We start from the raw sequence: 20,405 nt of genomic DNA, 5'->3' as shown, positions 1-20,405 counted from the left end.
TTACAATATTGTACCACTTTTCACAATATGTGTACGGAATCTAGCTTAATTCATTTGTACAATCTATAAGCTATTTGACCTTTACAAGTTCTTCCATTAAAATTGATTTGATAAAAAATTATACACAGATAAGAGGTAAAAACATTATGGCTTCTCAATATCAACAATACTCTGCTGTCAGAAAGTACTGGCACTTAATGAGACCACATACATTGACTGCTGCAGTAGTCCCAGTGCTTGTAGGTACTGCAACTTCAAAGCTTTTTCTATTAGGTAGTGAAGATCACCTTAACCTCCCGTTATTCTTAGCAATGTTAATCGCGTGCTTATTAATTCAAGCAGCAACAAACATGTTTAATGAATACTATGATTTCAAAAAAGGATTAGATGATCACACTTCTGTAGGAATCGGCGGCGCTATCGTTCGCAATGGTATGAGTCCTAAACTTGTCATGAATTTGGCAATTGCATTTTATATTATTGCAGCAATACTTGGAATTTTTATAGCAAGTCAAAGTTCCTTCTGGTTACTACCTATTGGACTTGTATGTATGGCTGTCGGTTACTTATACACAGGTGGACCTTTCCCTATTTCTTGGACACCTTTTGGCGAATTATTCTCCGGTGTATTCATGGGGATGTTTATTATTATGATTGCTTTCTTTATCCAAACAAATAACTTACAAAGTTTAGCATTTTGGGTAAGTCTTCCAATCGTTATCACAATTGCACTTATTAATATGGGTAATAATATTCGTGATCGAGTAAAAGATAAAGAAAGCGGTCGTAAAACATTACCAATCTTAATAGGTAAAAATAACTCTGTACGCTTTTTAGGATTTATGTATATCGTAGCGTACCTTTTAGTTATTTACATTGCCTTTTTCCAACCAGGTGGTTCAATTTTCTACTTACTTGCTCTATTATCAGCGCCAATGGCGATTAAAGCTGTACGCAGATTCAAAAGAAATGATACACCTCAAACAATGATGCCTGCGATGGCTGCAACTGGAAAAACAAACACATTCTTCGGTGTATTATTTGCCTTAGGAATTTATATTAGTGCATTACTAGGTGGTATTTAATCGATACTATAATCTTCATATAGCCCATTAATATAATATTAAACCTATATCAAGGAGCGACTTTCTCAAATAAGAAAGTCGCTTTTTATTGTTAATCCAATGATTTTGTTGTATACGTCATGTGATAATGCATATGACCATATAAATCAAATTCACTCGCTATTTGAAATCCTAATTTTTTATAAACGTGTAATGCCCCAGCATTTGTTATATCACAATTTAAACTCCATTTTTCTCCAGGATATGTTGTTAATACATGCTTAATAAGTTGTGTTGCCACCCCTTTACCGCGATATTCAGGAAAAGTTGCAACTGTTTCAATATAATACTCATCATCGTTTGCTTCTTTCATAGGCATAGGTGTACCAAAAGCTTTAATATCTTCCTCAAGTATCATGTCTAACCATGCCTTTTCAAGCATTTCCTCTTGTTCTCCAGGATAAGCAATTAAGCATCCCGCTATTTCACCATCCATTTCATATACCCATACATTACTATAGTGACCTCTATAATTGACCTCTACTATACTCTGTTCCATCACTTTAAGTAATCGTTCCTTTTCAACACTTTTAACCATATCTATATCCAACTCATGCCATATGATGTAGCATAATTGTGCAACTTTATGTTTATCTTCTTTTTTAGCTTTTCTGATCATTTAAATTCTCCTCAACTCATCATTACTTATTGATTCTATTATATATGAAACATAAGGTATTTTCGAAATAACAGCTAAATTCCTCACGACTTAATTGTTTTCAATTGTTGTATGTCTTATTATAAGAGATAATTAAGGTATTAATATAATGAAAGGATATAAACAAATGAAAATAAACAAAGTTATTTATGTATTACTTGCCTTTCTCCTTGGATGGAGTGGGATTCATAAATTTTATTCAAATCAATTAGCACAAGGTATTGTACATTTAATCTTCTTTTGGACAGGCATCCCTTACATCATTGCGATAATAAATGGCATAATTACTATTTTCTTTAAAAAAGCTGATGAAAATGGCATGATTAGTTTCGAAAAATAATATATTCCATCCTTTATTGAACTATTTTTAAAATATCACGATAAATCATCTTAAAATGGGTAAACAATTATAATAAAGTAGATTGAGCAATTTTGAACTGTAGTCTAGGAGGTTTTACAATGGGAAATATTATAAAGCGTATATTTAGATCACTGGTTGTGGGCTATATAGTGAAAGCAATTAAAAATTTAATAAGCAAGAAAAAATAGTTTCACTACAAAAAGAGATTAGAACAAAGCATAAATAGCTGATGTCCTAATCTCTTTTTTAGACTAAATAGATTATCAATGAAAACAATTCCAAAGGTAAACAATAATGTTCACCTATTCATATATCATCGCGTATCACAAATACATTAATCATTTTTATATTGTTTAAGTTTAACTTACTTTATGCTCAAAAAAACGGAATGCTCTTGCTGGCAGTAACAATATCTTTTGTATAGAAAAATTGTTTCCCTTCTCCAGTATATGCTGGGTTAAGTATCATATTCGCTTTGGCACTGTACAACCACTCAGGATGAATTCCAGAATTTAATATCTCTTGAAATTCCTGGAAGTCTTTAGCCCAATCTAAATTTGGCTCCACATTCATTCACCTCGCTAACATAATAGAACATACGTTCCACAATGTCAACAGTGCACTACTTATATCAACCATAAATAGAATAGTAGTCAATTATTAAATGTAGCAAAACAAAACACTTTAAATACTGCTTCATGTAATTAAATCAACGAATTGTGATCATGTCACTTAACATAATCACAATTTGTTAAATACACATATCAAAAAATACCGAAATCCTATAGTGAGGATTCCGGTATTTTCGATAATATTTATATTACGGAAACGGAGGGATTCGAACCCTCGCGCCGCTTTCACGACCTACACCCTTAGCAGGGGCGCCTCTTCAGCCAACTTGAGTACGTTTCCAATGGCTCCACAGGTAGGACTCGAACCTACGACCGATCGGTTAACAGCCGATAGCTCTACCACTGAGCTACTGTGGATCAATCAGTGCTTCTCATCAAGCACAAATACTATTATAGCAACTACAAAATATTTTTCAAGAGGAATGTTAAAAAAATATGCGGAACATTTACACTATATTAATATGATGTTCCACATATTTTAATTTTTTACATTTTTTTATAAATAAAGTTAGCTACTTATTTTCAAATAAAGAGTATTTAGCCAAAGCTTCGTAAATATTTAATTGTGATTTCGTATAATCAATAGGAGATTCAGGATCAAATGTAGCAACTCTAGCTGCTCTATCCATCATATAATAATAGTATATACCATTTAAGTATTGATGTTGCATACTATGTGCTGAAATATTAACAATCATAGATTGATTATCTACGAGAGTCACTTTAGATTTCTTATCTTTTAACGTCCTAATACTCTGAACATAATGAATGTTAATCCAAGTGTTTTCTTCTTTACGATCTGAATGGGTTGGAAAGAAATAAGTAGGAAATAATGGGGTGAATAAAATGGGTGGTTTACTACAAATACCAGTGATTCTCATGGTATCTTCTTTTTTAAATACATAACTACTACCATAGAACCTGCATGAACGGTCGATAATTTTATGTATTCGATCTTTTATGACATTACTTTCTTCTTTGTACTTGTAGATAGATGTACCTTCATACTGTCCAATTGACAAGTTACATGGTTGAAGCGCCATATCACCTTTTTTAATAATGTATTGTTGAATCATAGCTGTTGCCCCCTTACAATTTATGGTGATACCCAAATAATATACTAAAAATATATTAAATTCAACTTATACAATAAAATATTTTATAAGTTTACTACAATTAAAATTCAGTGAATATTCTTTTGATATTTCTTACTTTTTGAGAAAGTTGCATTTTACACTTATTTTTTCGGAAAAGTCAGAATATTCGTTGATTTCAAAAATAAAAGACGGTATACTAAATATAAATATATATAGAAGGGCTGTGCTGGAAATGAAACACAATACTCATGTTAAATACAATACATTGGAATCTTTTGTATCTACTATCAATGATTTGGGCATTGAATTAATTATTGATGAATCACTTAGGAATGTTCGTAAGCAGCAATTAGAATATCTTATTGACGATGCATTAAAGAATAAAAACGAGAATGATTTCAAACGATTTACTGAAGAATACAGAAACTTGGAGGAATTCCTCGTTGGTTAATTTAATAGCATGTTATTTAAAATAAGGTCTATTCCCTACTTACGCTATCGAAGTTAGAGAATAGACCTTTTTGAATTTTTTAAATCTTAAGTAAAACTATTATGACATTAATCTGATTAATTCATTTCTATCTATAGCGCCAAAATAATGGTGGATGTCATAGTTTGATAAAGCTTCTTCAATACTAGCAAATTCATGCAATGTCCCCACTAGGGCATTTTCAAGTTCGGTGATGTCCCCTTCGCCAAAAAAGTCGCCAAAAATTCTAGCATGTGCAATTTGACCCTTTTTAACATCTAATTTGATTTGAACAAAGCCTTTTTCAAATTTTTCTTCTCTTTCAAAGTTGTATTTTGGATTTTTACCATAATTCCAATCCCATGTACGATATTTTTCATTACTTAATTGTTCTATATTTTGCCAATCTTCATCTGTAAGTTTATACTCTTCTACTTGGTTAGCCTCTCCAAAGATTGTTTTTAAAATGATATCTTTAAAAGTATCAATATCAATAGGCTCATCTAGGAATTCTACAATGTTCGCGACTCTACTTCTCACAGATTTAATTCCTTTTGATTTAATTTTAGCTGGATTCACCCTTAAAGCATTTTGAACTTCATCCAATTCACTATTCAATATCAATGTGCCATGACTAAACATACGATCTTTCACTTTTACCATTGCATTACCAGATATTTTAGCATTCCCAACTTGAATATCATTTCGTCCACTCAATTCAGCATTTACACCCAATGATTTTAACGCTTCAACAATAGGCTCAGTAAACTTTTTAAAGTTATGGAAACTATTGCCATCATCATCTGTAATAAAACTAAAATTCAGATTTCCTGTATCATGATACACAGCTCCACCACCAGAAATACGTCTTACTACATCAATACCATGCTTATCGATGTATGGTTGGTTAACTTCTTCTACAGTATTTTGATTTTTCCCAATTATTATAGATGGTCTGTTAACATAAAAAAGAAAATAACTATCTTCTTTGGGCATGTTTTTTAAAACATACTCTTCCATAGCTAAATTCAAGGTTGGATCTGTAATATCATTATTACTAATAAATTTCATTAACTACACTCCTTTTTCCTAATATATATGCCCTTATCTTATTTATGCTATATTTTGCCGAAAAATGCCAATTATTAAGTTCAATTTCACTCAATATTTTTAATATTGTTTTATCTAATGCGATTTGATAGTTATTTGTTTATTTGTGCATGGATTTTTTGTATAATACTATCTAGTTAGCATTTCTAGGGAGGACTAAGCATGACTGTTGCAGAAGTTGGAAATATAGTAGAATTTTATGACGGTTTAAAAGGCCGTGTAGAAAAAATTAATGATAATTCAGTAATTGTAGACTTAACAATTATGGAGAACTTCAATGAACTAGACTTGCCTGAAAAAACTGTCATTAATCATAAACGATATACAATCGTTGACCAAGAAGGATAGTTAAAATGGATAGAATTTCAAAGGCTTTAATATGGTTTGTAGTAAGCTTTCTTGTATTTCACGTAATCCTTTATATTATGTGGGGTGAAAAACAAGAATATTGGTATCTATATACTGGTATTATGTTAATAGCAGGTATTAGTTACACCTTTTACCAAAGAGATATAGAATCTAAACGATTGTTAACTTCTCTTGGTATAGGGATAATTGTTGGTATCGTGTTAATCCTAGTTCAGCTTATCATAGCAGCTATTGTTTCAGATTTAAAATACTCTGAATTAATTAAAGAATTAACAAGAACTGGTGTATATTTTAAATGGCAAATGTTAGTAACGCTCGTTTTCGTTATTCCATGCCATGAACTTTATATGAGAACTGTGTTACAAAAAGAACTGCTAAAATTAAAAATGCCAAGTTGGTTAGCCATTGTGATTACAGCACTTTGCTCAGCTTCGTTATTTTACTATTTAGACAATCTATGGATTGTTTTCTTTATTTTTATTGTACAAATTGTTCTTTCCCTAAGTTATTTATATACGCGCAGAATTGCAACAACCGTAATAGCACAAATTGTTGCCGTTGTTATTCTTTTGATTTTCCACGTATAGTTCATTTAGTTTATTGTTTAGGAAAAATTGAAATATTCCAATTATCACAAAAAACTGGAAGATACTCGTCTTAAGACACTGTATCTTCCAGTTTTTTATTACATTTTTTATAGTTACCAAAACATCCACCAACAGCACAAAAGATTAACGACCTATCTTACTATTTGTTTTAAGTTATAACGTTGAAAGTTTGTTTTTGACGTAATTGATATGTGTTATTTTTTAAATTTCTAGAAATAAGTTCGACCATAGTAATATTATCAGTATCATGTATTACAGCATTTTCTAAATATTGTCGGTAGTTTCTATAACAATAATCAGTCATACTCACACGATACATGTGATCTAATCTAATATTATTTAATACCACGCGATTGAACGGTTCAGCATTCATATCAATCGTATAATCTACACCTTGCCAAAATGTACATAATGTTTCATCAATAATCGTTAAACTCAGTTCACCTTCGCTAAATTCTATATGTGAATACCCATACTCCAATATATCTTTAATATGTTGTCCTTTAAGTGTTAAGTCTACAGGCACATCTGGATGTGGATAAGCTTCATACAAGTCTTTATTCGTCACTGTGCCCGTCAAACCTTCTTCACCATTTGTAGGCAAATGTACACATGAAATATCATAATCAAAAGACAAACGAATACTATCATGCAATAATTGAATAAATGGATGTGGTTGCTTAATCACATCTGCGAGCCCGTTTACTTGTGCTTGTATATCAGATCGAGTTAAAACATCTTTTCCCCAATGTTCAACCGTCTTTCTATCATAATGCGTTAGATTTAGTAATGCCTCATCTTCTTTATATTCATTTAAATCTACAATGTGTGAGTCTACATCTTCCAACTCGTAAGAATTTGTTCTCTTCTTGAAATTAATCTTCACATGAATTAATTGTTCTGCATTTTGACCGGCTTGTACATAAAGTGTTTGATCATCTCTACCGATAAAAGTTTGATGCTGATGACCGGTAATCAATAAATCAATAACGCCTAATGTCTGCATGATTTTTTCCGCTTCATTTACATTTTGCTCACGCTCATTTGCCGACGTATTCAATTGATTTAATCCTCCATGATAAATTACTATAAGAAAATCTGGCATCTCTGTTTCATGGATAAAACGAATCCATCTTTTAGAAGATAATAACGTTTTCTCAATGCGTACATCTTTTTCCATTTCAAAATGCTCACGTTCCATCAAACCATCTGATGTTAAGCCAACGATTGCAATTTTAACACCCTCAATTTCTTTAATTGTATATGGAGTAGAAAAATAGGGTTCACGGGTACGTTTATATTCAATATTCGCTGATAGCCACGGAAACCTAGATAATGAAATGGATCTCGAAAAAAAGGATAATCCAAATTTAAATTCATTAGGACTTATACCGCTAGCATCGTATTGCATGGCATTCATAAGTTTAATCATCGGATGTCGCTTATTTGGTGCAATAATAGCATAATAAAATGCCGCCAATGATCCTGCTAAACTCCCGCCACTATCTAACAAAATGACGTGCTCGTTTTCTTCTCTTTTTTGTTTTACGTATGTGCCAGCTCTATAAATATTCGAACCATTATCTCCATTTAGAAAATAACTATGCATATCTGAAGTTGTGATAACATCTATTGCAATTTTTTCACTTAGTTTCATACGCCTCTCTCCTCATTAATGACAGTTTAACATGTATATAAATATCGTTGGTACTAAAAATGATTTTGAATACGATACATCTTCAACAATTTCCATACCTTTATAGTAATATACAAAAAAGCAAGGTGTTTCTTGCAATATCACGCCAAGAAACACCTTGCTTTTTATTTTCAACTGACTACTAGCCAATTTGCACACGTTCTTTTGGATAATGAAACTTGTCTGGCTCGCGACGGCCACCTATCATGATAATAAAACTGATAAGACCTACTCGTCCTATGAACATCAGCAACATCAACACAACCTTAGTTGTATCATTAAGATCTCCAGTAATACCTAACGATAAGCCACATGTACCAAAAGCTGACATGACTTCAAAGAAAACTTGTAAAAATGATAATTTACCATTTTCAGCAACAAGTATACATATCATGCTTGCAAATGTAAGTATAGAAGCCATCGTAAATACGGCAAACGAACGCTGAATATCTGTAACGTGAATTTCACGATTAAATGCTTTGATTGAAATTTTTTCGTTATTATTATTAAAATTCAATAAAAATAATATTAATATTGCAAACGTGGTCGTTCTAATACCACCACCAACAGAACTTGGGGAAGACCCTATAAACATTAATATACTCATAATGACATTCGTCCCATCACCAAAATGACTAACATCTATAGTTTGCAGACCTGCACTTCTTGTCGTAGCTGATTGGAATAACGCATAAAACAATGACTTATGCCAAGTCATATTTTGAAAAGCATGATTATGCTCTAATAATAAAATCATTACTACGCCTAATACAAATAATACTAAATAAGTTACGGTAGTAATCTTGGCAAACAATGAAAATCTAAAATTCGGGATTCGATTTTTAATATAAGCTTTCAGTTCAATCAAAACTGGAAAACCAATAGATCCTAAAATAATCAAAAACATTACAATTGTCTGTACAAAATAATCATTTGCATACGGAATTAATGATTGCCCAGTAATATCTAGACCACCATTCGTCGTAGCCGAGACAGAAACAAAAATGCCTTGCATTATAGCATACTGTAAATCTGGCGTATCTCTATAAAAGTAAAACGCAAGTAACGCTGCACCTACAAATTCAATTATTAAAATCGTACGTACAATATCTAAAATAAGTTTTACTGTGCCACTCATTGTGTCTTTATTATTATCTAGCATGATTAATTGACGTTCACGCATACCGATATGTTTACCTAAGACAACCCATAGCATTGTACCAATCGCCATTACACCAATACCGCCAATGTTTAGAATAATCATAATAATGATTTGGCCAAACGTTGAATAAGTTTCTGCAATATTTACTGGTGATAAACCAGTCACGCTAACTCCAGAAACAGCAACAAATAGCGTGTCTACTGGATCAACATGTACACCTGATTTATGTACAAATGGTAAATTAAGTAATAAGAACGCTACTACAATAGCAACGAGATAATACATTACAATACCTTGTTGAGGGCTGGATTTCTTTAACAATTGATTGAAAATGGACAACACTTATCACCTCAACGTTACTTCAATTTAATCTTGATATCCTTAAGTTTACCATCTCTATATATTTTAGCTGGTAATGTCTGCAAATCATCTTTGTGACTAAAGATAACTTGTCTATATCTCAGATTATCTTCAATTTCTTTACCATCTAATTCTACTATGACATCATTTTTTTGCAACCCAGATTTTTCACCTAATGAATTTTCTTTAACATCACCAATCAAAATACCTTTGTTAATATCATTCGGTAAGCTAATTGCCTGACGTGTCGCATCATCTATCTCTGCAACATTTGTTATTTTAACACCTGTATTAGGATATTTCACTTCTCCTTTGGCTTCAAGTTGCTTTGCTATAGATTGCGCATCATTAACAGGAATTGCAAATGCCATACCTTCTACATTTTCCATATCAATTTTTAATGATGCAATACCAACTAACTTACCATCTCTATCAATGACACCACCACCTGAATTACCAGGGTTCACTGGTGCATCCACCTGGAATGCACTCATCAGTACATCATATTGATTATCTTTATCTATGTCTACAGGCACATGACGGTTAAGACCAGATATGATCCCTTCTGATACGCTACCTTTAAAATCAACACCCAACGGATTACCAATCACTATAATAGGTTCTCCTAGTACAAGTGTACTTGAATCACCCATTTTGATTGGTTTAACATCACTATCAGATTTCACCTTCGCTTTGACGATAGCGATATCAGAGAATTTATCTGTACCTATAACTTTACCTATTGAATAATCATCATTACCATATGTAATCTTTTGTTCTTTTTTATCACCGACGACATGTGCATTCGTCATAATAAAAATAGAGCCGCCCACTTTTTTGTAGACGACACCTGAACCTAATTCATTTTCTTTCCCAGCTTCTTGTGTCTCTTTATCTGCAGATGAAGTTTCCTTACCTGTATTATTATCAACAGTTACAATTGAATGTATGGCACTGTTTGCGCTTTTCATTGTTGTTGTATAAGCTTTGTCTTGGTGGCCTTTAAATACGCTTTCTCTACTACTACCATTGTGATCTACGTTATTAAATATTGCGTTTATTAATACTAAGAGTAATATCACACCAATCACTATAAGTAGTTTTGCCCAATGTTCCAAGAAAAACTCTCTTATTTTATCAATATTGCTTTGTTTATGATGCGTTTCAATATTGTTATTTTTTTGTGTATTTTCAACCTTCTCTTTACTATTGCTACCACTTTCCTCATCAATATATTGTTTGACGCGAGACTGTTGTGCTTCTTCTGAATAAAAATGATCATATTGCTCATTTTTACCAATTATACCATTACCGTTTACATGTGATGTTTCTTTTCTGTTTGTCTCTATATCGTTATTACTTTGCTCTGTAGTAGATTGTTCTACATTTTGTTTATCTATGTTGTGCTGTTCACTATGAACATCTTGATTTTCCTTGTTATCGTCAAGTTTATACATCTCGTCTGATGGGCTAGCATTTAAGTCGTTATCAGATGGACTATGTTTTCGACTAATCGCTAAAATTTGTTGTTGTTGAATTTCTTCTTGAGTGAGCTTTTCAATACGTGCTTTCCTCAAATTATCTTTTACACGTTCTTCATTATTTTTTGCTAACTGTTCTGCTTTTTCTGCTCGTTCTTCCTCAGCTTTTTGCTCAAGTTGTACACGTTGTTCCCGTTCTTCGTTATGAAAATATTCTCGTCGTTTTCTTCCATATTTCGTTTTTGGGATTACATGTTTTTTATTATTAGTCACTATAATTCCCCCTAATACTACATGTTACTTCAACATCTATTATGACATATCATAATAAAGATTGCTTAGTTATTTTGTTTTATAAAAGTAGATATATTTTGATTATAATCACTTTTATCTTAAATTTCTAATTATAATTAATGATTCTAAAAAAACGTGTTTATCATAGTAAAGTATTGACATATAATGTATGCAATATTCTATACATATACTTTTATAATGCAAGAAACCCAGAAAACATAATATGTTTTCTGGGTCATTGAATTATACATTCATATAAAACTCACATAAAGTAAACATGGTTATTTATTTTGATGTTTTTTGTTATTACGCATTGATGATAACCAACCAATGATTACTAATAATATCATTACACTCCAGAAAATAGACTGCCATAACGTAGAGTGTGGGAATTCTTCTGGTAAAATTAAAATATCAGGATGTGAAAGTACCATAATCACTAATTTAATACCCACCCAGCCTACGATAGCAAAGGCAGCACCTTCCAAACCTGGATATTTATTTAGTAAACCTACAAACCATGTTGCTGCAAAACGCATAATAACAACACCTAGCATACCACCTATGAACATTACGGCAAATTGTCCTAAGTCTAACCCACCGAAATGGATACCTACTGCTGGTAAAGTCACTGCGATTGCAAGTGCTGCTAGCATTGAATCAATTGCAAAGGCAATATCAGCAAATTCAACTTTTAACACTGTACCCCAGAATGCTTTAGGGCTTGCTTTGATTTCTTCTCCTGATTCATCAAAATGGTGTGTATCTCCAATTTCTTGTTCTTGTTGATCTTTTGATTTAAAGAAGGATATCAAGTTCTTAATTGACATATACAGTAAATAAAGTGCACCGAGTGCTTGAATCCACCAGAAATGCGCGATAATACTAATTAAGAATAATGAGATAAAACGAAATATTAATGCACCTAATAAACCATAGAATAAAGCTTTTTTACGTTGTTCCGGTGGTAAATGTTTAACCATAACCGCCATAACTACTGCGTTATCTGCAGCTAATAACCCTTCTAAAAATACAAGTACTAAAAGTACCCATAAATAAGGTAATATCAAACTCGGATCCATCTAGGACAACTCCTTTAATTTTTTACATAAAAAATAGAGACCTAAGCTAAGTAAGTGTAATCTCTTGTCTTTTATTGTCGATTTAGATTTAAATAAACTAAATTACAATATATTACTCGATTTTCACTTTTAGCAAAGGTCTCACTCGACAATAGCGTCTGCCCATTTCACCGGAAGCGTAAAACTTCGTAATGACGATAAAATGACTACGTTAAAAGATATCAATTAAGCATTAAGTACTTTAAATATCAATTTAACAATAGTTGAGTTACTCCCCTCTGACTACAAAGTCATAGGTATTCTATTAATAAAGTTATTATACACAAATTATAGATTTATAACAAACTATATAATTTAATTTCTGGGAACTTTTCTTCAAACCATCTAGTTGCAAATTCGTTTTCAAATAAAAATACAGAATTATCATAAATATCTTTAACTAAAATTGAACGAGATGTACTCATCTTATCTTTAATATCATCTTCATTTTCAATCCAACGTGCAATTTTTTGACCAACTGGTTCCATTACAACATCTACGTTATACTCATTTTTCAAACGATGTTCGAAGACTTCAAATTGTAGCTGGCCAACAGCGCCGATAATGATTTGATTTGTATGAAGTGCTTTATAATATTGAATTGCACCCTCTTGAACCAATTGTTCAATACCTTTGTGGAAATGTTTTTGTTTCATTACATTTTTAGCTGAAACTTTCATAAATAATTCTGGGGTGAATTGTGGTAAATCTTGGAAACTAAATTTTTGGTTACCACCAACTAAAGTATCACCTATTTGATAATTTCCTGTGTCATATAAACCAATAATGTCACCGGCTACGGCATGATTTACAGTTTCTTTATCGTCAGCCATAAAAGAAGTGGATCGTGTGATTTTTTGCTTTTTATTTGTACGTTGTAGCGTAACATCCATTCCACGTTCAAAGGCGCCACTTACGACACGCATAAACGCAATTCGGTCACGGTGTTTAGGATCCATATTAGCTTGGATTTTGAAAATAAATCCAGAAAAATCAGTATCATATGGACTTACTTCTACATCTTCGTTTGTTTGGCGTGCATTTGGCATTGGAGCATGATCTACGTATGCATTCAAGAAATTTTGCACACCAAAGTTTGCTAAGGCTGAACCAAAGAATACGGGTGTTAACTCACCATTTAATAAGGCGTCATTATCAAATGTTTCTCCAGCTTCTTCTACTAACATAAATTCTTCAATTGCTTGCTCAAAGGCACTATCGTTTGTAATTTTATGTTCTTCTTCTAATTCATATTCATCATTCAAATGTAATATATTTTCTTCATCTCTAAAAGGTTCAATGGTACGTGAATCACGATCTATAATACCAAAGAAGCTTTGTCCCATACCTACTGGCCAATTCATAGGATATGTTTCAATATCTAATGTAGATTCGATTTCATCTAATAATTCAAATGGTTCTTTACCTACACGGTCAAGCTTATTGATGAATGTGAAAATTGGAATACCTCGCATTTTACAAACCTTAAAGAGTTTTAATGTTTGAGGTTCAATCCCTTTCGCACAATCAATGACCATCACAGCACTATCAACTGCCATAAGTGTTCTATACGTATCTTCTGAAAAGTCTTCATGTCCTGGAGTGTCTAAAATATTTATTTTATAGTGATCATAATCAAACTGCATCACTGAACTTGTAACAGAAATACCACGTTCTTGTTCTACCTTCATCCAGTCACTAGTAGCAAACTTCCCACTTTTTTTACCTTTAACTGTACCTGCTTCTCTGATTGCACCACCGAATAACAATAATTTTTCAGTTAATGTAGTTTTACCAGCATCAGGATGAGAAATAATTGCAAAGGTTTTTCTTGATTTTACTTCTTCCTTTATACTCATTGATAATCTCCTTTAATTCTCAAATATCCGTTCGATAATATCTTCAGCGATAGTGTTCGCTGAAGATTCATCAATTAACGTAAACAAGTGTATCACAATTTCTTCCTTTAAATCATCTTCATTTAATGTTATATCTACCTCTAGTGACCAATTTAATTCAGGAATGGCAATTAAATAAAGTGCATCCTCACTATTTTCATAAATATATACATGTGAACGTACATTATTAAAATTTATATCTCTAATTTTCATTCGGCTCACCACCAAATTTTTCATAAGCGGCCTCTAAACCTATTAAATCATCTCGATGAGGTACTTTGACATTGCCTGGCATAATTTGGTATGGTTCGCGTCCTTTTGAAGCTAATACTACTGTATCTCCTGGCTCAGCAACATCAATAGCATGACGAATACCTTCAGCCCGATCTTCAAATTCAATATAATTATGATGTGTTGCACCTTTTGCTAATTCAGCTGTAAGTTTTTTAGGATCATCATTTGCTGGGTTATCTGGCGTAAAAATGACATAATCCGCACGACAAGCTACTCGCCCCATTTCAGGCGTTTTACCCATATCACGTTCACCAGCCATGCCACATAAGAATATCAATTTTTGTTTGGCAAATGGTTTGACTGCATCAATTAATTTGTCCATACCGTCAGCAGTATGTGCATAATCAATAATTAAATCAATAGGCAGCGAAGGATCTAATACCTCTAATCTACCTTCAACTGGTTCCAAATTTTCAACAGCTTTAATAATATCTTCCATTGCAATGCCTTTACTCCAAACAGCTATCATTGCTGCCATAATATTTGAAACATTAAACATACCCACATACGGTGATTTAACCTCAAATCTGCCTAACGGTGTGACGAATTTGAAATGCACACCTTGTAATGATTCATTAATTTGTTCTGCCATAAATTGCGCTTTATGATTAATACCGTAAGTAAATGTTTCAAACGGTGTCACCGCCCCTAAATACTCTGAAAAAGTATCATCATTATTTAAAACTGCATATTTTTCCTTAGAAAGATCTTCGCCAAGTTGGCTGAATAATAATGATTTAGCATGTCCATAAGCTTCCATGGTACCGTGAAAATCTAAATGATCTTGTGTTAAATTTGAGAAAATAGCCACATCAAAATCAACACCTCGTAAGCGCCCTAAAGATAATCCATGACTTGAAACTTCCAATGTCATAGCTTCAGCTTTGTTTTCTACCGCTTCATTTATTTTTTTAGTCAATGAGACCGTTTCAGGTGTTGTATTCGCACCCTTGGATTTATTTTCATTGATTTGAAAACCATTTGTACCTAAATATGCACTAGACTTATCTAATTTTCTATAGATGTGATGTATCATTGTCGCGATAGACGTTTTTCCATTGGTACCAGTCACACCATAAGTAACAAGTTGTTTACTCGGATAGTCAAATAACACATTGGCTAATAAGCTAGCCACACGTAACGTATCTGGAACAATAACTTGCGTTACATCACCATTTAATGTTTGTTCCTCGCTAACTACGACCACTTGGCATCCTTTATCTACGACGTCCTGACAGAATTTGTGGCTATCTACTGTATAACCTTTTGAAGCTATAAACACGCTCCCTTGTTTAGCAGTACGAGAATCTGTAGTAATATCATTTATCTTTCTATCTAAAGTTCCCATTACTTGTTTAACTCTTATTTTCTCAAACAAAACATTTGCATCCAACATTTATCGCTCCTTTTTTTCCATTACTTCCATTATACACATTTATACATATTTTCAATTAATTTTATAGAATCTATTATCTGGTAATTTATTATGTCTTCCTATATAAATAAGTTTTTATGACTGTTTAAAACTATTTGTAAATTTATACTTATTTCTATATATATAAGAAATATTAACTTAGTGTTATTGCATTATTAAGTTTCTTTATATATTTACGAAACTCTATTGAAATAGGAGTACTATTGCAATTTCGTGGTAATGTAAAGATATAAAACAATATTATTTTAACAGAACAAAATCTTTGATTCAGTATGAATGATTTCATATCGTTATGTAAAATGATATAATCTTTAATAATTGTGTTTTTTCTTTCGCAAGCTATAAAAATGCGTTAAACTTAGCATGAGATAAATTATACTATTGGAGGGTGGCTTTAATGGTTACTCAAAATAAAAAAATATTGATTATTACTGGTTCCTTTGGTAATGGTCACCTACAGGTTACTCAAAGTGTAGTTAACCAGTTTAACGAAATGAATCTAGACAATTTAACAGTTATTGAACATGATTTATTTTTAGAAGCGCACCCAATTCTGACTTCTATATGTAAAAAATGGTACATTAATAGTTTTAAATACTTTAGAAATATGTACAAAGCATTTTACTATAGTCGCCCTGACCAATTAGATAAATGTTTCTATAAATATTACGGACTCAATAAATTAATAAACTTATTGTTAAAGGAAAAACCAGATTTAATCTTACTTACATTTCCTACACCAGTGATGTCTGTATTAACGGAACAATTTGATATGAATATACCTATCGCTACTGTGATGACAGATTATAAATTACAAAAAAACTGGATTACACCACATTCTCAAAGATATTATTTAGCAACAGAAGATTTAAAAGAAGAATTCGCTAGTATCGGTATACCTAAAGAAAAAATAAAAGTTACTGGTATTCCTATTGCTGATAAATTCGAGGAAGAAATCGATAAAGTTTCGTGGTTACGTCAAAATCACCTTAACCCAGATAAACCCACAATTTTAATGTCGGCTGGGGCATTTGGTGTATCTAAAGGCTTTGATCAAATGATTAAAGCCATATTAACTCATAGTCCACACTCACAAGTCGTAATGATATGTGGCAAGAATAAAGAATTAAAACGTTCATTATCTGCACAATTTAAACATTACGATAACGTGCTTATACTCGGATATACTAAAAATATGAACGAGTGGATGGCTTCAAGTCAACTAATGCTCACAAAGCCGGGTGGTATAACAATATCAGAGGCTTTGACGAGACAAATACCCATGATTTTCTTAGATCCTGCGCCAGGTCAAGAGCTTGAAAATGCAAATTATTTTGAAGAACAAGGTTATGGTTACATTGCTCGTACGCCTGAAGCTGCGATCCAACAAGTAGCGACTTTAACAAATTCATTAGATTCATTATCAGCAATGACACAATCAATGAACGCATCTCGCATTCCCTACTCAACATATAAATTATGTAAAGACTTATTAGATTTATTAAATCATTCAACTCACTACGAGGATGTTTACGGAAAGGTTCCTTTATATGCAAAGCTCTTCGTTAAATAACCATGCTATAAGTAAAAATTTCATAATCATGTTAGTCATCCTATTCTTAATGGAATTTGCTCGTGGTATGTATGTATTAAGTTATTTATCATTGCTGCCAACAGCAACTTCAATTGCGGTAGGTATTACTTCTACCGCAATTTCCCTTCATTTTATTGCTGATGCCGCCACAAACTTTGTGATTGGCTTCTTATTAAAGAGACTAGGTACCAAACTTGTATTAACTTTAGGCTTTCTCCTTGCTTTCGGAAGTCTATTTTTAGTGATTTGGTTTCCAACTTCTCCGCTAGTATTAATTACGAGTGCTGTACTATTAGGCATTGCTGTAAGTCCAATATGGGTGATTATGCTTGCAAGTGTAGATGAGAGAAGCCGTGGCAAACAAATGGGATATGTTTACTTTTCATGGTTATTAGGCTTACTTGTTGGTATGGTTGGCATGAATATTATCTTTAAATTCCACCCTACGCAATTCGCATTTATGATGTCACTCGTTGTACTTATTGCATGGATACTATATTATTTTGTAAAAATAAGACTGACGAATTACAATACGCGTCCAGTTAAACAACAATTAGGGCAAATTGTTGATGTTACCAAACGTCATATGGTGCTATTTCCAGGTATTTTATTACAGGGCGCATCTATAACAGCTTTGGTCCCAATTTTACCTACATATGCAACAAAAGTCGTTGGCGTTTCTACAGTAGAGTATACAATGGCTATCGTATTTGGTGGTATCGGTTGCGCCCTATCAATGTTATTTTTATCAAAAATCATTGATAAAAATGGTACAACTTTTATGTATAGTGTTATTTTCGGTGGTTTTATACTTTATACGTTAATGATTTTCGCATTATCATTGATTACTAACATAGCAATCGTTTGGGTATTGGCAGTCTTCATTGGACTTATGTATGGCTTATTATTACCTGCTTGGAACACATTTATGGCAGGTCATATTCATAGTGATGCGCAAGAAGAAACTTGGGGTGTATTTAATAGCGTTCAAGGATTCGGCTCTATGATTGGGCCGTTGGTTGGTGGACTAATAACAGAGTTCACTAAATCTGTGAACAATACATTTTATTTCTCTGCACTGTTATTCTTATTCTTAGCAATATTCTATGGCATATACTTTATGAAAAAAGAAAAGTATCACAACTCGTAAACAATAAGTGAATTTGATTTAAAACTAAACAAGGAGTCCCGCATCATTTGAGACAGTTGTCTTAAATGGTGTGGGACTCCTCTTTTTAATTCCTTGTGATTATCGTAAACAATAATAATTGGTTGAATCGGGCAATAATTAAGCTAAATTAAACGTATCTAACACTTTCCATTTTTCTTCTTCTTCATCAAGATACACTAATGAAAGTTGCTCAATCGTTTCTTTATAATCAATTCCCGCCAGTCTTAATTGACCATATATATCTTCAAATTCTTGGCTTGTTAGTCCTTGAGCAATTGTGAAATGAGGCACGAACGGATGATCAGCCACACCATAAAAGTCATTGCTGTTAAATTGGTTAAATAGTTTTTCTAATGCTTCTGTTTTTTCAACTTTAAAATAAATCACATTTGTGATTGGCGCGAAATTTGATGCTTTAGTAGCATGCACTTCAACAGTCGGGATACCTTCAATTCTTGATTTAATATCCTCTTTGACTGATTCCAACTCACCATCATTAATTTTAAATTGCCCCTTAATCGTAATATGCGGCATAATTGTCGCATAGTGATTATCATAACGCTTACGATATGCATTTACTTCATCTTGAAATGCTTTTGACGGAATTAATGCTAATCCTAAAATCATTTAAATTCCTCCTTTGTTTAACATAACTTCATTATATCAAATTTTCGAAAAATTCGTTACTTTAAACTAAATTTAGTTCACATTATTAAAAAGAAATATTATCTGATAAAAAATAAATTAATAACTCATCAAGTAATTCTTTCCATGACTTCCATCTATGACTTCCATCGAATTCAAAATAGTAATGCGAAATACCATGCGCTTCGATGATATTTTTGAGTTCTCGATTTGGTGTTAGAAAATCCGCTCTCCTACCATTTGTCGGTAATTCAAAGTCATCTTCCTCTAAGCCTACAGTATGCCAAATCGATAATTGTTCTTTAAATTGACACCTTTCTAATAAAGTCTGTATAACTTCATCATGTTGTGGGCTTAACAAGCCGACTTGACTGAACACCCTTGGATAAGACAAAGCAGTCATCAACGCTACGCTTCCTGCCAAACTATCACCTAATACAACGCGTGCGTTCCCTACTTTAAATGTTGGAAACGTACGATCAATATAAGGTAAAATCTCATTTGCCATCGCTTTAACAGTTAAATGTGTTCTTGCACCTTGTGGATGAAATTCTGCACGACGCTTATCTACATCTTCATAATGAAAACCCACAAAGATTGCTCTTTCTACCTTGTTTTCTTCACGCAATCGCTCATAAGTCCTATGAATTCTTCCAAAACTAAAAAAATCTAAACCGTCAAAACAGAAAACAACTTTATATTTAAATAATCTTGTGAAGTCTTTCGGTAAGTAAATAGATAAAGTTACATCTCTATCTAATATTTCACTTGGAAAATTAATTTTATTAATGGTACCTGGATGAAAATCACACATAAATAACGCGCC

General features: G+C 32.4%; 20 protein-coding genes and 2 tRNA genes. 7 read left to right on the top strand and 15 right to left on the bottom strand.

The genetic code is table 11. The annotated features are described in order from the left end of the window. Positions 1–146: 146 nt before the first annotated feature. Positions 147–1,085 carry a 1,4-dihydroxy-2-naphthoate polyprenyltransferase gene (locus BK821_RS07165; RefSeq protein ID WP_046838113.1) on the top strand — a complete coding sequence of 313 codons (939 nt, stop codon included), beginning with the start codon at positions 147–149 and terminating at the stop codon, positions 1,083–1,085. Between the two features lie 91 nt (positions 1,086–1,176). Here BK821_RS07165 and BK821_RS07160 read toward each other — a convergent pair whose 3' ends face one another. Further along, positions 1,177–1,743 carry a GNAT family N-acetyltransferase gene (locus tag BK821_RS07160; protein WP_046838112.1) on the bottom strand — a complete coding sequence of 189 codons (567 nt, stop codon included), beginning with the start codon at positions 1,741–1,743 and terminating at the stop codon, positions 1,177–1,179. A gap of 166 nt (positions 1,744–1,909) precedes the next feature. Here BK821_RS07160 and BK821_RS07155 point away from each other — a divergent pair, with 166 nt between their 5' ends. After that, on the top strand, positions 1,910–2,122 hold the full coding sequence (locus BK821_RS07155) for a TM2 domain-containing protein (RefSeq protein ID WP_046838117.1): 213 nt from the start codon (positions 1,910–1,912) through the stop codon (positions 2,120–2,122). Between the two features lie 396 nt (positions 2,123–2,518). Here BK821_RS07155 and BK821_RS07150 read toward each other — a convergent pair whose 3' ends face one another. The 4 genes from BK821_RS07150 to BK821_RS07135 form a co-directional block, all read right to left on the bottom strand. Beyond that, a complete protein-coding gene (locus BK821_RS07150; RefSeq protein ID WP_046838111.1) occupies positions 2,519–2,710 on the bottom strand; it encodes a hypothetical protein in 192 nt (63 codons plus the stop codon). Between the two features lie 256 nt (positions 2,711–2,966). Beyond that, positions 2,967–3,055 (bottom strand) — tRNA-Ser (locus BK821_RS07145). Positions 3,056–3,057: 2 nt separating this feature from the next. Beyond that, positions 3,058–3,132, bottom strand: a tRNA-Asn gene (locus tag BK821_RS07140). Positions 3,133–3,287: 155 nt separating this feature from the next. Further along, positions 3,288–3,851, bottom strand: a complete 564-nt coding sequence (locus BK821_RS07135; protein WP_071331471.1) for a competence protein ComK — start codon at positions 3,849–3,851, stop codon at positions 3,288–3,290. Positions 3,852–4,104: 253 nt separating this feature from the next. Between BK821_RS07135 and BK821_RS07130 the strand changes: the two genes are divergently transcribed. Beyond that, complete coding sequence (locus BK821_RS07130) at positions 4,105–4,323, top strand: IDEAL domain-containing protein (RefSeq protein ID WP_046838109.1); 219 nt, start codon at positions 4,105–4,107, stop codon at positions 4,321–4,323. 99 nt (positions 4,324–4,422) lie between these two features. On the opposite strand, the gene lplA is transcribed toward BK821_RS07130, so the two are convergent. Next, the gene (gene lplA, locus BK821_RS07125) at positions 4,423–5,412 is read right to left on the bottom strand and encodes a lipoate--protein ligase (protein ID WP_046838108.1); all 990 of its coding nucleotides are present in this window, start codon (positions 5,410–5,412) and stop codon (positions 4,423–4,425) included. A 201-nt stretch (positions 5,413–5,613) separates the two neighbouring features. Here lplA and BK821_RS07120 point away from each other — a divergent pair, with 201 nt between their 5' ends. Together BK821_RS07120 and BK821_RS07115 are read left to right on the top strand one after the other, a co-directional pair. Beyond that, the gene (locus BK821_RS07120; protein WP_046838107.1) at positions 5,614–5,799 is read left to right on the top strand and encodes a YkvS family protein; all 186 of its coding nucleotides are present in this window, start codon (positions 5,614–5,616) and stop codon (positions 5,797–5,799) included. Positions 5,800–5,804: 5 nt separating this feature from the next. Further along, positions 5,805–6,407, top strand: coding sequence for a CPBP family glutamic-type intramembrane protease (locus tag BK821_RS07115; protein WP_046838106.1), 603 nt, complete (start codon positions 5,805–5,807; stop codon positions 6,405–6,407). A gap of 169 nt (positions 6,408–6,576) precedes the next feature. On the opposite strand, the gene BK821_RS07110 is transcribed toward BK821_RS07115, so the two are convergent. From BK821_RS07110 to BK821_RS07080, 7 genes are all read right to left on the bottom strand, one after another. Next, positions 6,577–8,085 (bottom strand): bifunctional metallophosphatase/5'-nucleotidase, encoded by a 1,509-nt coding sequence (locus BK821_RS07110; protein WP_046838105.1) that lies wholly within the window; start codon positions 8,083–8,085, stop codon positions 6,577–6,579. Between the two features lie 181 nt (positions 8,086–8,266). Continuing rightward, the gene (locus BK821_RS07105; protein WP_046838104.1) at positions 8,267–9,625 is read right to left on the bottom strand and encodes a TrkH family potassium uptake protein; all 1,359 of its coding nucleotides are present in this window, start codon (positions 9,623–9,625) and stop codon (positions 8,267–8,269) included. A gap of 17 nt (positions 9,626–9,642) precedes the next feature. Next, positions 9,643–11,400: a S1C family serine protease gene (locus BK821_RS07100; RefSeq protein ID WP_046838103.1), complete on the bottom strand. Its 1,758-nt coding sequence runs from the start codon at positions 11,398–11,400 to the stop codon at positions 9,643–9,645. Between the two features lie 302 nt (positions 11,401–11,702). Next, entirely contained in the window at positions 11,703–12,503 is an 801-nt protein-coding gene (locus BK821_RS07095) for a TerC family protein (RefSeq protein WP_046838102.1), read from the bottom strand. A 335-nt stretch (positions 12,504–12,838) separates the two neighbouring features. Continuing rightward, a complete protein-coding gene (locus tag BK821_RS07090; RefSeq protein ID WP_046838101.1) occupies positions 12,839–14,401 on the bottom strand; it encodes a peptide chain release factor 3 in 1,563 nt (520 codons plus the stop codon). A 12-nt stretch (positions 14,402–14,413) separates the two neighbouring features. After that, a complete protein-coding gene (locus tag BK821_RS07085) occupies positions 14,414–14,653 on the bottom strand; it encodes a YueH family protein (protein ID WP_046838100.1) in 240 nt (79 codons plus the stop codon). Continuing rightward, entirely contained in the window at positions 14,643–16,127 is a 1,485-nt protein-coding gene (locus BK821_RS07080) for a UDP-N-acetylmuramoyl-L-alanyl-D-glutamate--L-lysine ligase (protein ID WP_046838116.1), read from the bottom strand. Before BK821_RS07080 ends, BK821_RS07085 begins: the two co-directional genes overlap by 11 nt. A 439-nt stretch (positions 16,128–16,566) precedes the next feature. Between BK821_RS07080 and BK821_RS07075 the strand changes: the two genes are divergently transcribed. Beyond that, positions 16,567–17,742 (top strand): diglucosyl diacylglycerol synthase, encoded by a 1,176-nt coding sequence (locus tag BK821_RS07075; RefSeq protein ID WP_046838099.1) that lies wholly within the window; start codon positions 16,567–16,569, stop codon positions 17,740–17,742. Next, positions 17,720–18,913 (top strand): lipoteichoic acid biosynthesis MFS flippase LtaA, encoded by a 1,194-nt coding sequence (gene ltaA, locus BK821_RS07070; RefSeq protein WP_071331470.1) that lies wholly within the window; start codon positions 17,720–17,722, stop codon positions 18,911–18,913. The genes BK821_RS07075 and ltaA overlap by 23 nt, the downstream gene beginning before the upstream one ends. 138 nt (positions 18,914–19,051) lie before the next feature. On the opposite strand, the gene BK821_RS07065 is transcribed toward ltaA, so the two are convergent. Continuing rightward, the gene (locus tag BK821_RS07065) at positions 19,052–19,561 is read right to left on the bottom strand and encodes a YjcG family protein (RefSeq protein WP_046838097.1); all 510 of its coding nucleotides are present in this window, start codon (positions 19,559–19,561) and stop codon (positions 19,052–19,054) included. Between the two features lie 85 nt (positions 19,562–19,646). Continuing rightward, positions 19,647–20,393, bottom strand: coding sequence for an esterase family protein (locus BK821_RS07060; protein WP_046838096.1), 747 nt, complete (start codon positions 20,391–20,393; stop codon positions 19,647–19,649). Between the last annotated feature and the right edge of the window lie 12 nt (positions 20,394–20,405).

It is taken from the genome of Staphylococcus sp. LCT-H4 (assembly GCF_001866145.1).
Taxonomy (GTDB): Bacteria; Bacillota; Bacilli; order Staphylococcales; family Staphylococcaceae; genus Staphylococcus; species Staphylococcus succinus.
This window is presented reverse-complemented; position numbering and strand designations above follow the sequence as displayed.

Excerpts from the sequence above, each read along its gene's own strand:
- BK821_RS07165 (WP_046838113.1), top strand. The coding sequence starts at position 147 with ATGGCTTCTCAATATCAACAATACTCTGCTGTCAGAAAGTACTGGCAC.
- BK821_RS07085 (WP_046838100.1), bottom strand. The coding sequence starts at position 14,653 with ATGAAAATTAGAGATATAAATTTTAATAATGTACGTTCACATGTATAT.
- BK821_RS07090 (WP_046838101.1), bottom strand. The coding sequence starts at position 14,401 with ATGAGTATAAAGGAAGAAGTAAAATCAAGAAAAACCTTTGCAATTATT.
- lplA (WP_046838108.1), bottom strand. The coding sequence starts at position 5,412 with ATGAAATTTATTAGTAATAATGATATTACAGATCCAACCTTGAATTTA.
- BK821_RS07130 (WP_046838109.1), top strand. The coding sequence starts at position 4,105 with ATGAAACACAATACTCATGTTAAATACAATACATTGGAATCTTTTGTA.
- BK821_RS07160 (WP_046838112.1), bottom strand. The coding sequence starts at position 1,743 with ATGATCAGAAAAGCTAAAAAAGAAGATAAACATAAAGTTGCACAATTA.
- BK821_RS07060 (WP_046838096.1), bottom strand. The coding sequence starts at position 20,393 with ATGTGTGATTTTCATCCAGGTACCATTAATAAAATTAATTTTCCAAGT.
- BK821_RS07120 (WP_046838107.1), top strand. The coding sequence starts at position 5,614 with ATGACTGTTGCAGAAGTTGGAAATATAGTAGAATTTTATGACGGTTTA.
- ltaA (WP_071331470.1), top strand. The coding sequence starts at position 17,720 with ATGCAAAGCTCTTCGTTAAATAACCATGCTATAAGTAAAAATTTCATA.
- BK821_RS07115 (WP_046838106.1), top strand. The coding sequence starts at position 5,805 with ATGGATAGAATTTCAAAGGCTTTAATATGGTTTGTAGTAAGCTTTCTT.
- BK821_RS07110 (WP_046838105.1), bottom strand. The coding sequence starts at position 8,085 with ATGAAACTAAGTGAAAAAATTGCAATAGATGTTATCACAACTTCAGAT.
- BK821_RS07075 (WP_046838099.1), top strand. The coding sequence starts at position 16,567 with ATGGTTACTCAAAATAAAAAAATATTGATTATTACTGGTTCCTTTGGT.
- BK821_RS07095 (WP_046838102.1), bottom strand. The coding sequence starts at position 12,503 with ATGGATCCGAGTTTGATATTACCTTATTTATGGGTACTTTTAGTACTT.
- BK821_RS07065 (WP_046838097.1), bottom strand. The coding sequence starts at position 19,561 with ATGATTTTAGGATTAGCATTAATTCCGTCAAAAGCATTTCAAGATGAA.
- BK821_RS07135 (WP_071331471.1), bottom strand. The coding sequence starts at position 3,851 with ATGATTCAACAATACATTATTAAAAAAGGTGATATGGCGCTTCAACCA.
- BK821_RS07155 (WP_046838117.1), top strand. The coding sequence starts at position 1,910 with ATGAAAATAAACAAAGTTATTTATGTATTACTTGCCTTTCTCCTTGGA.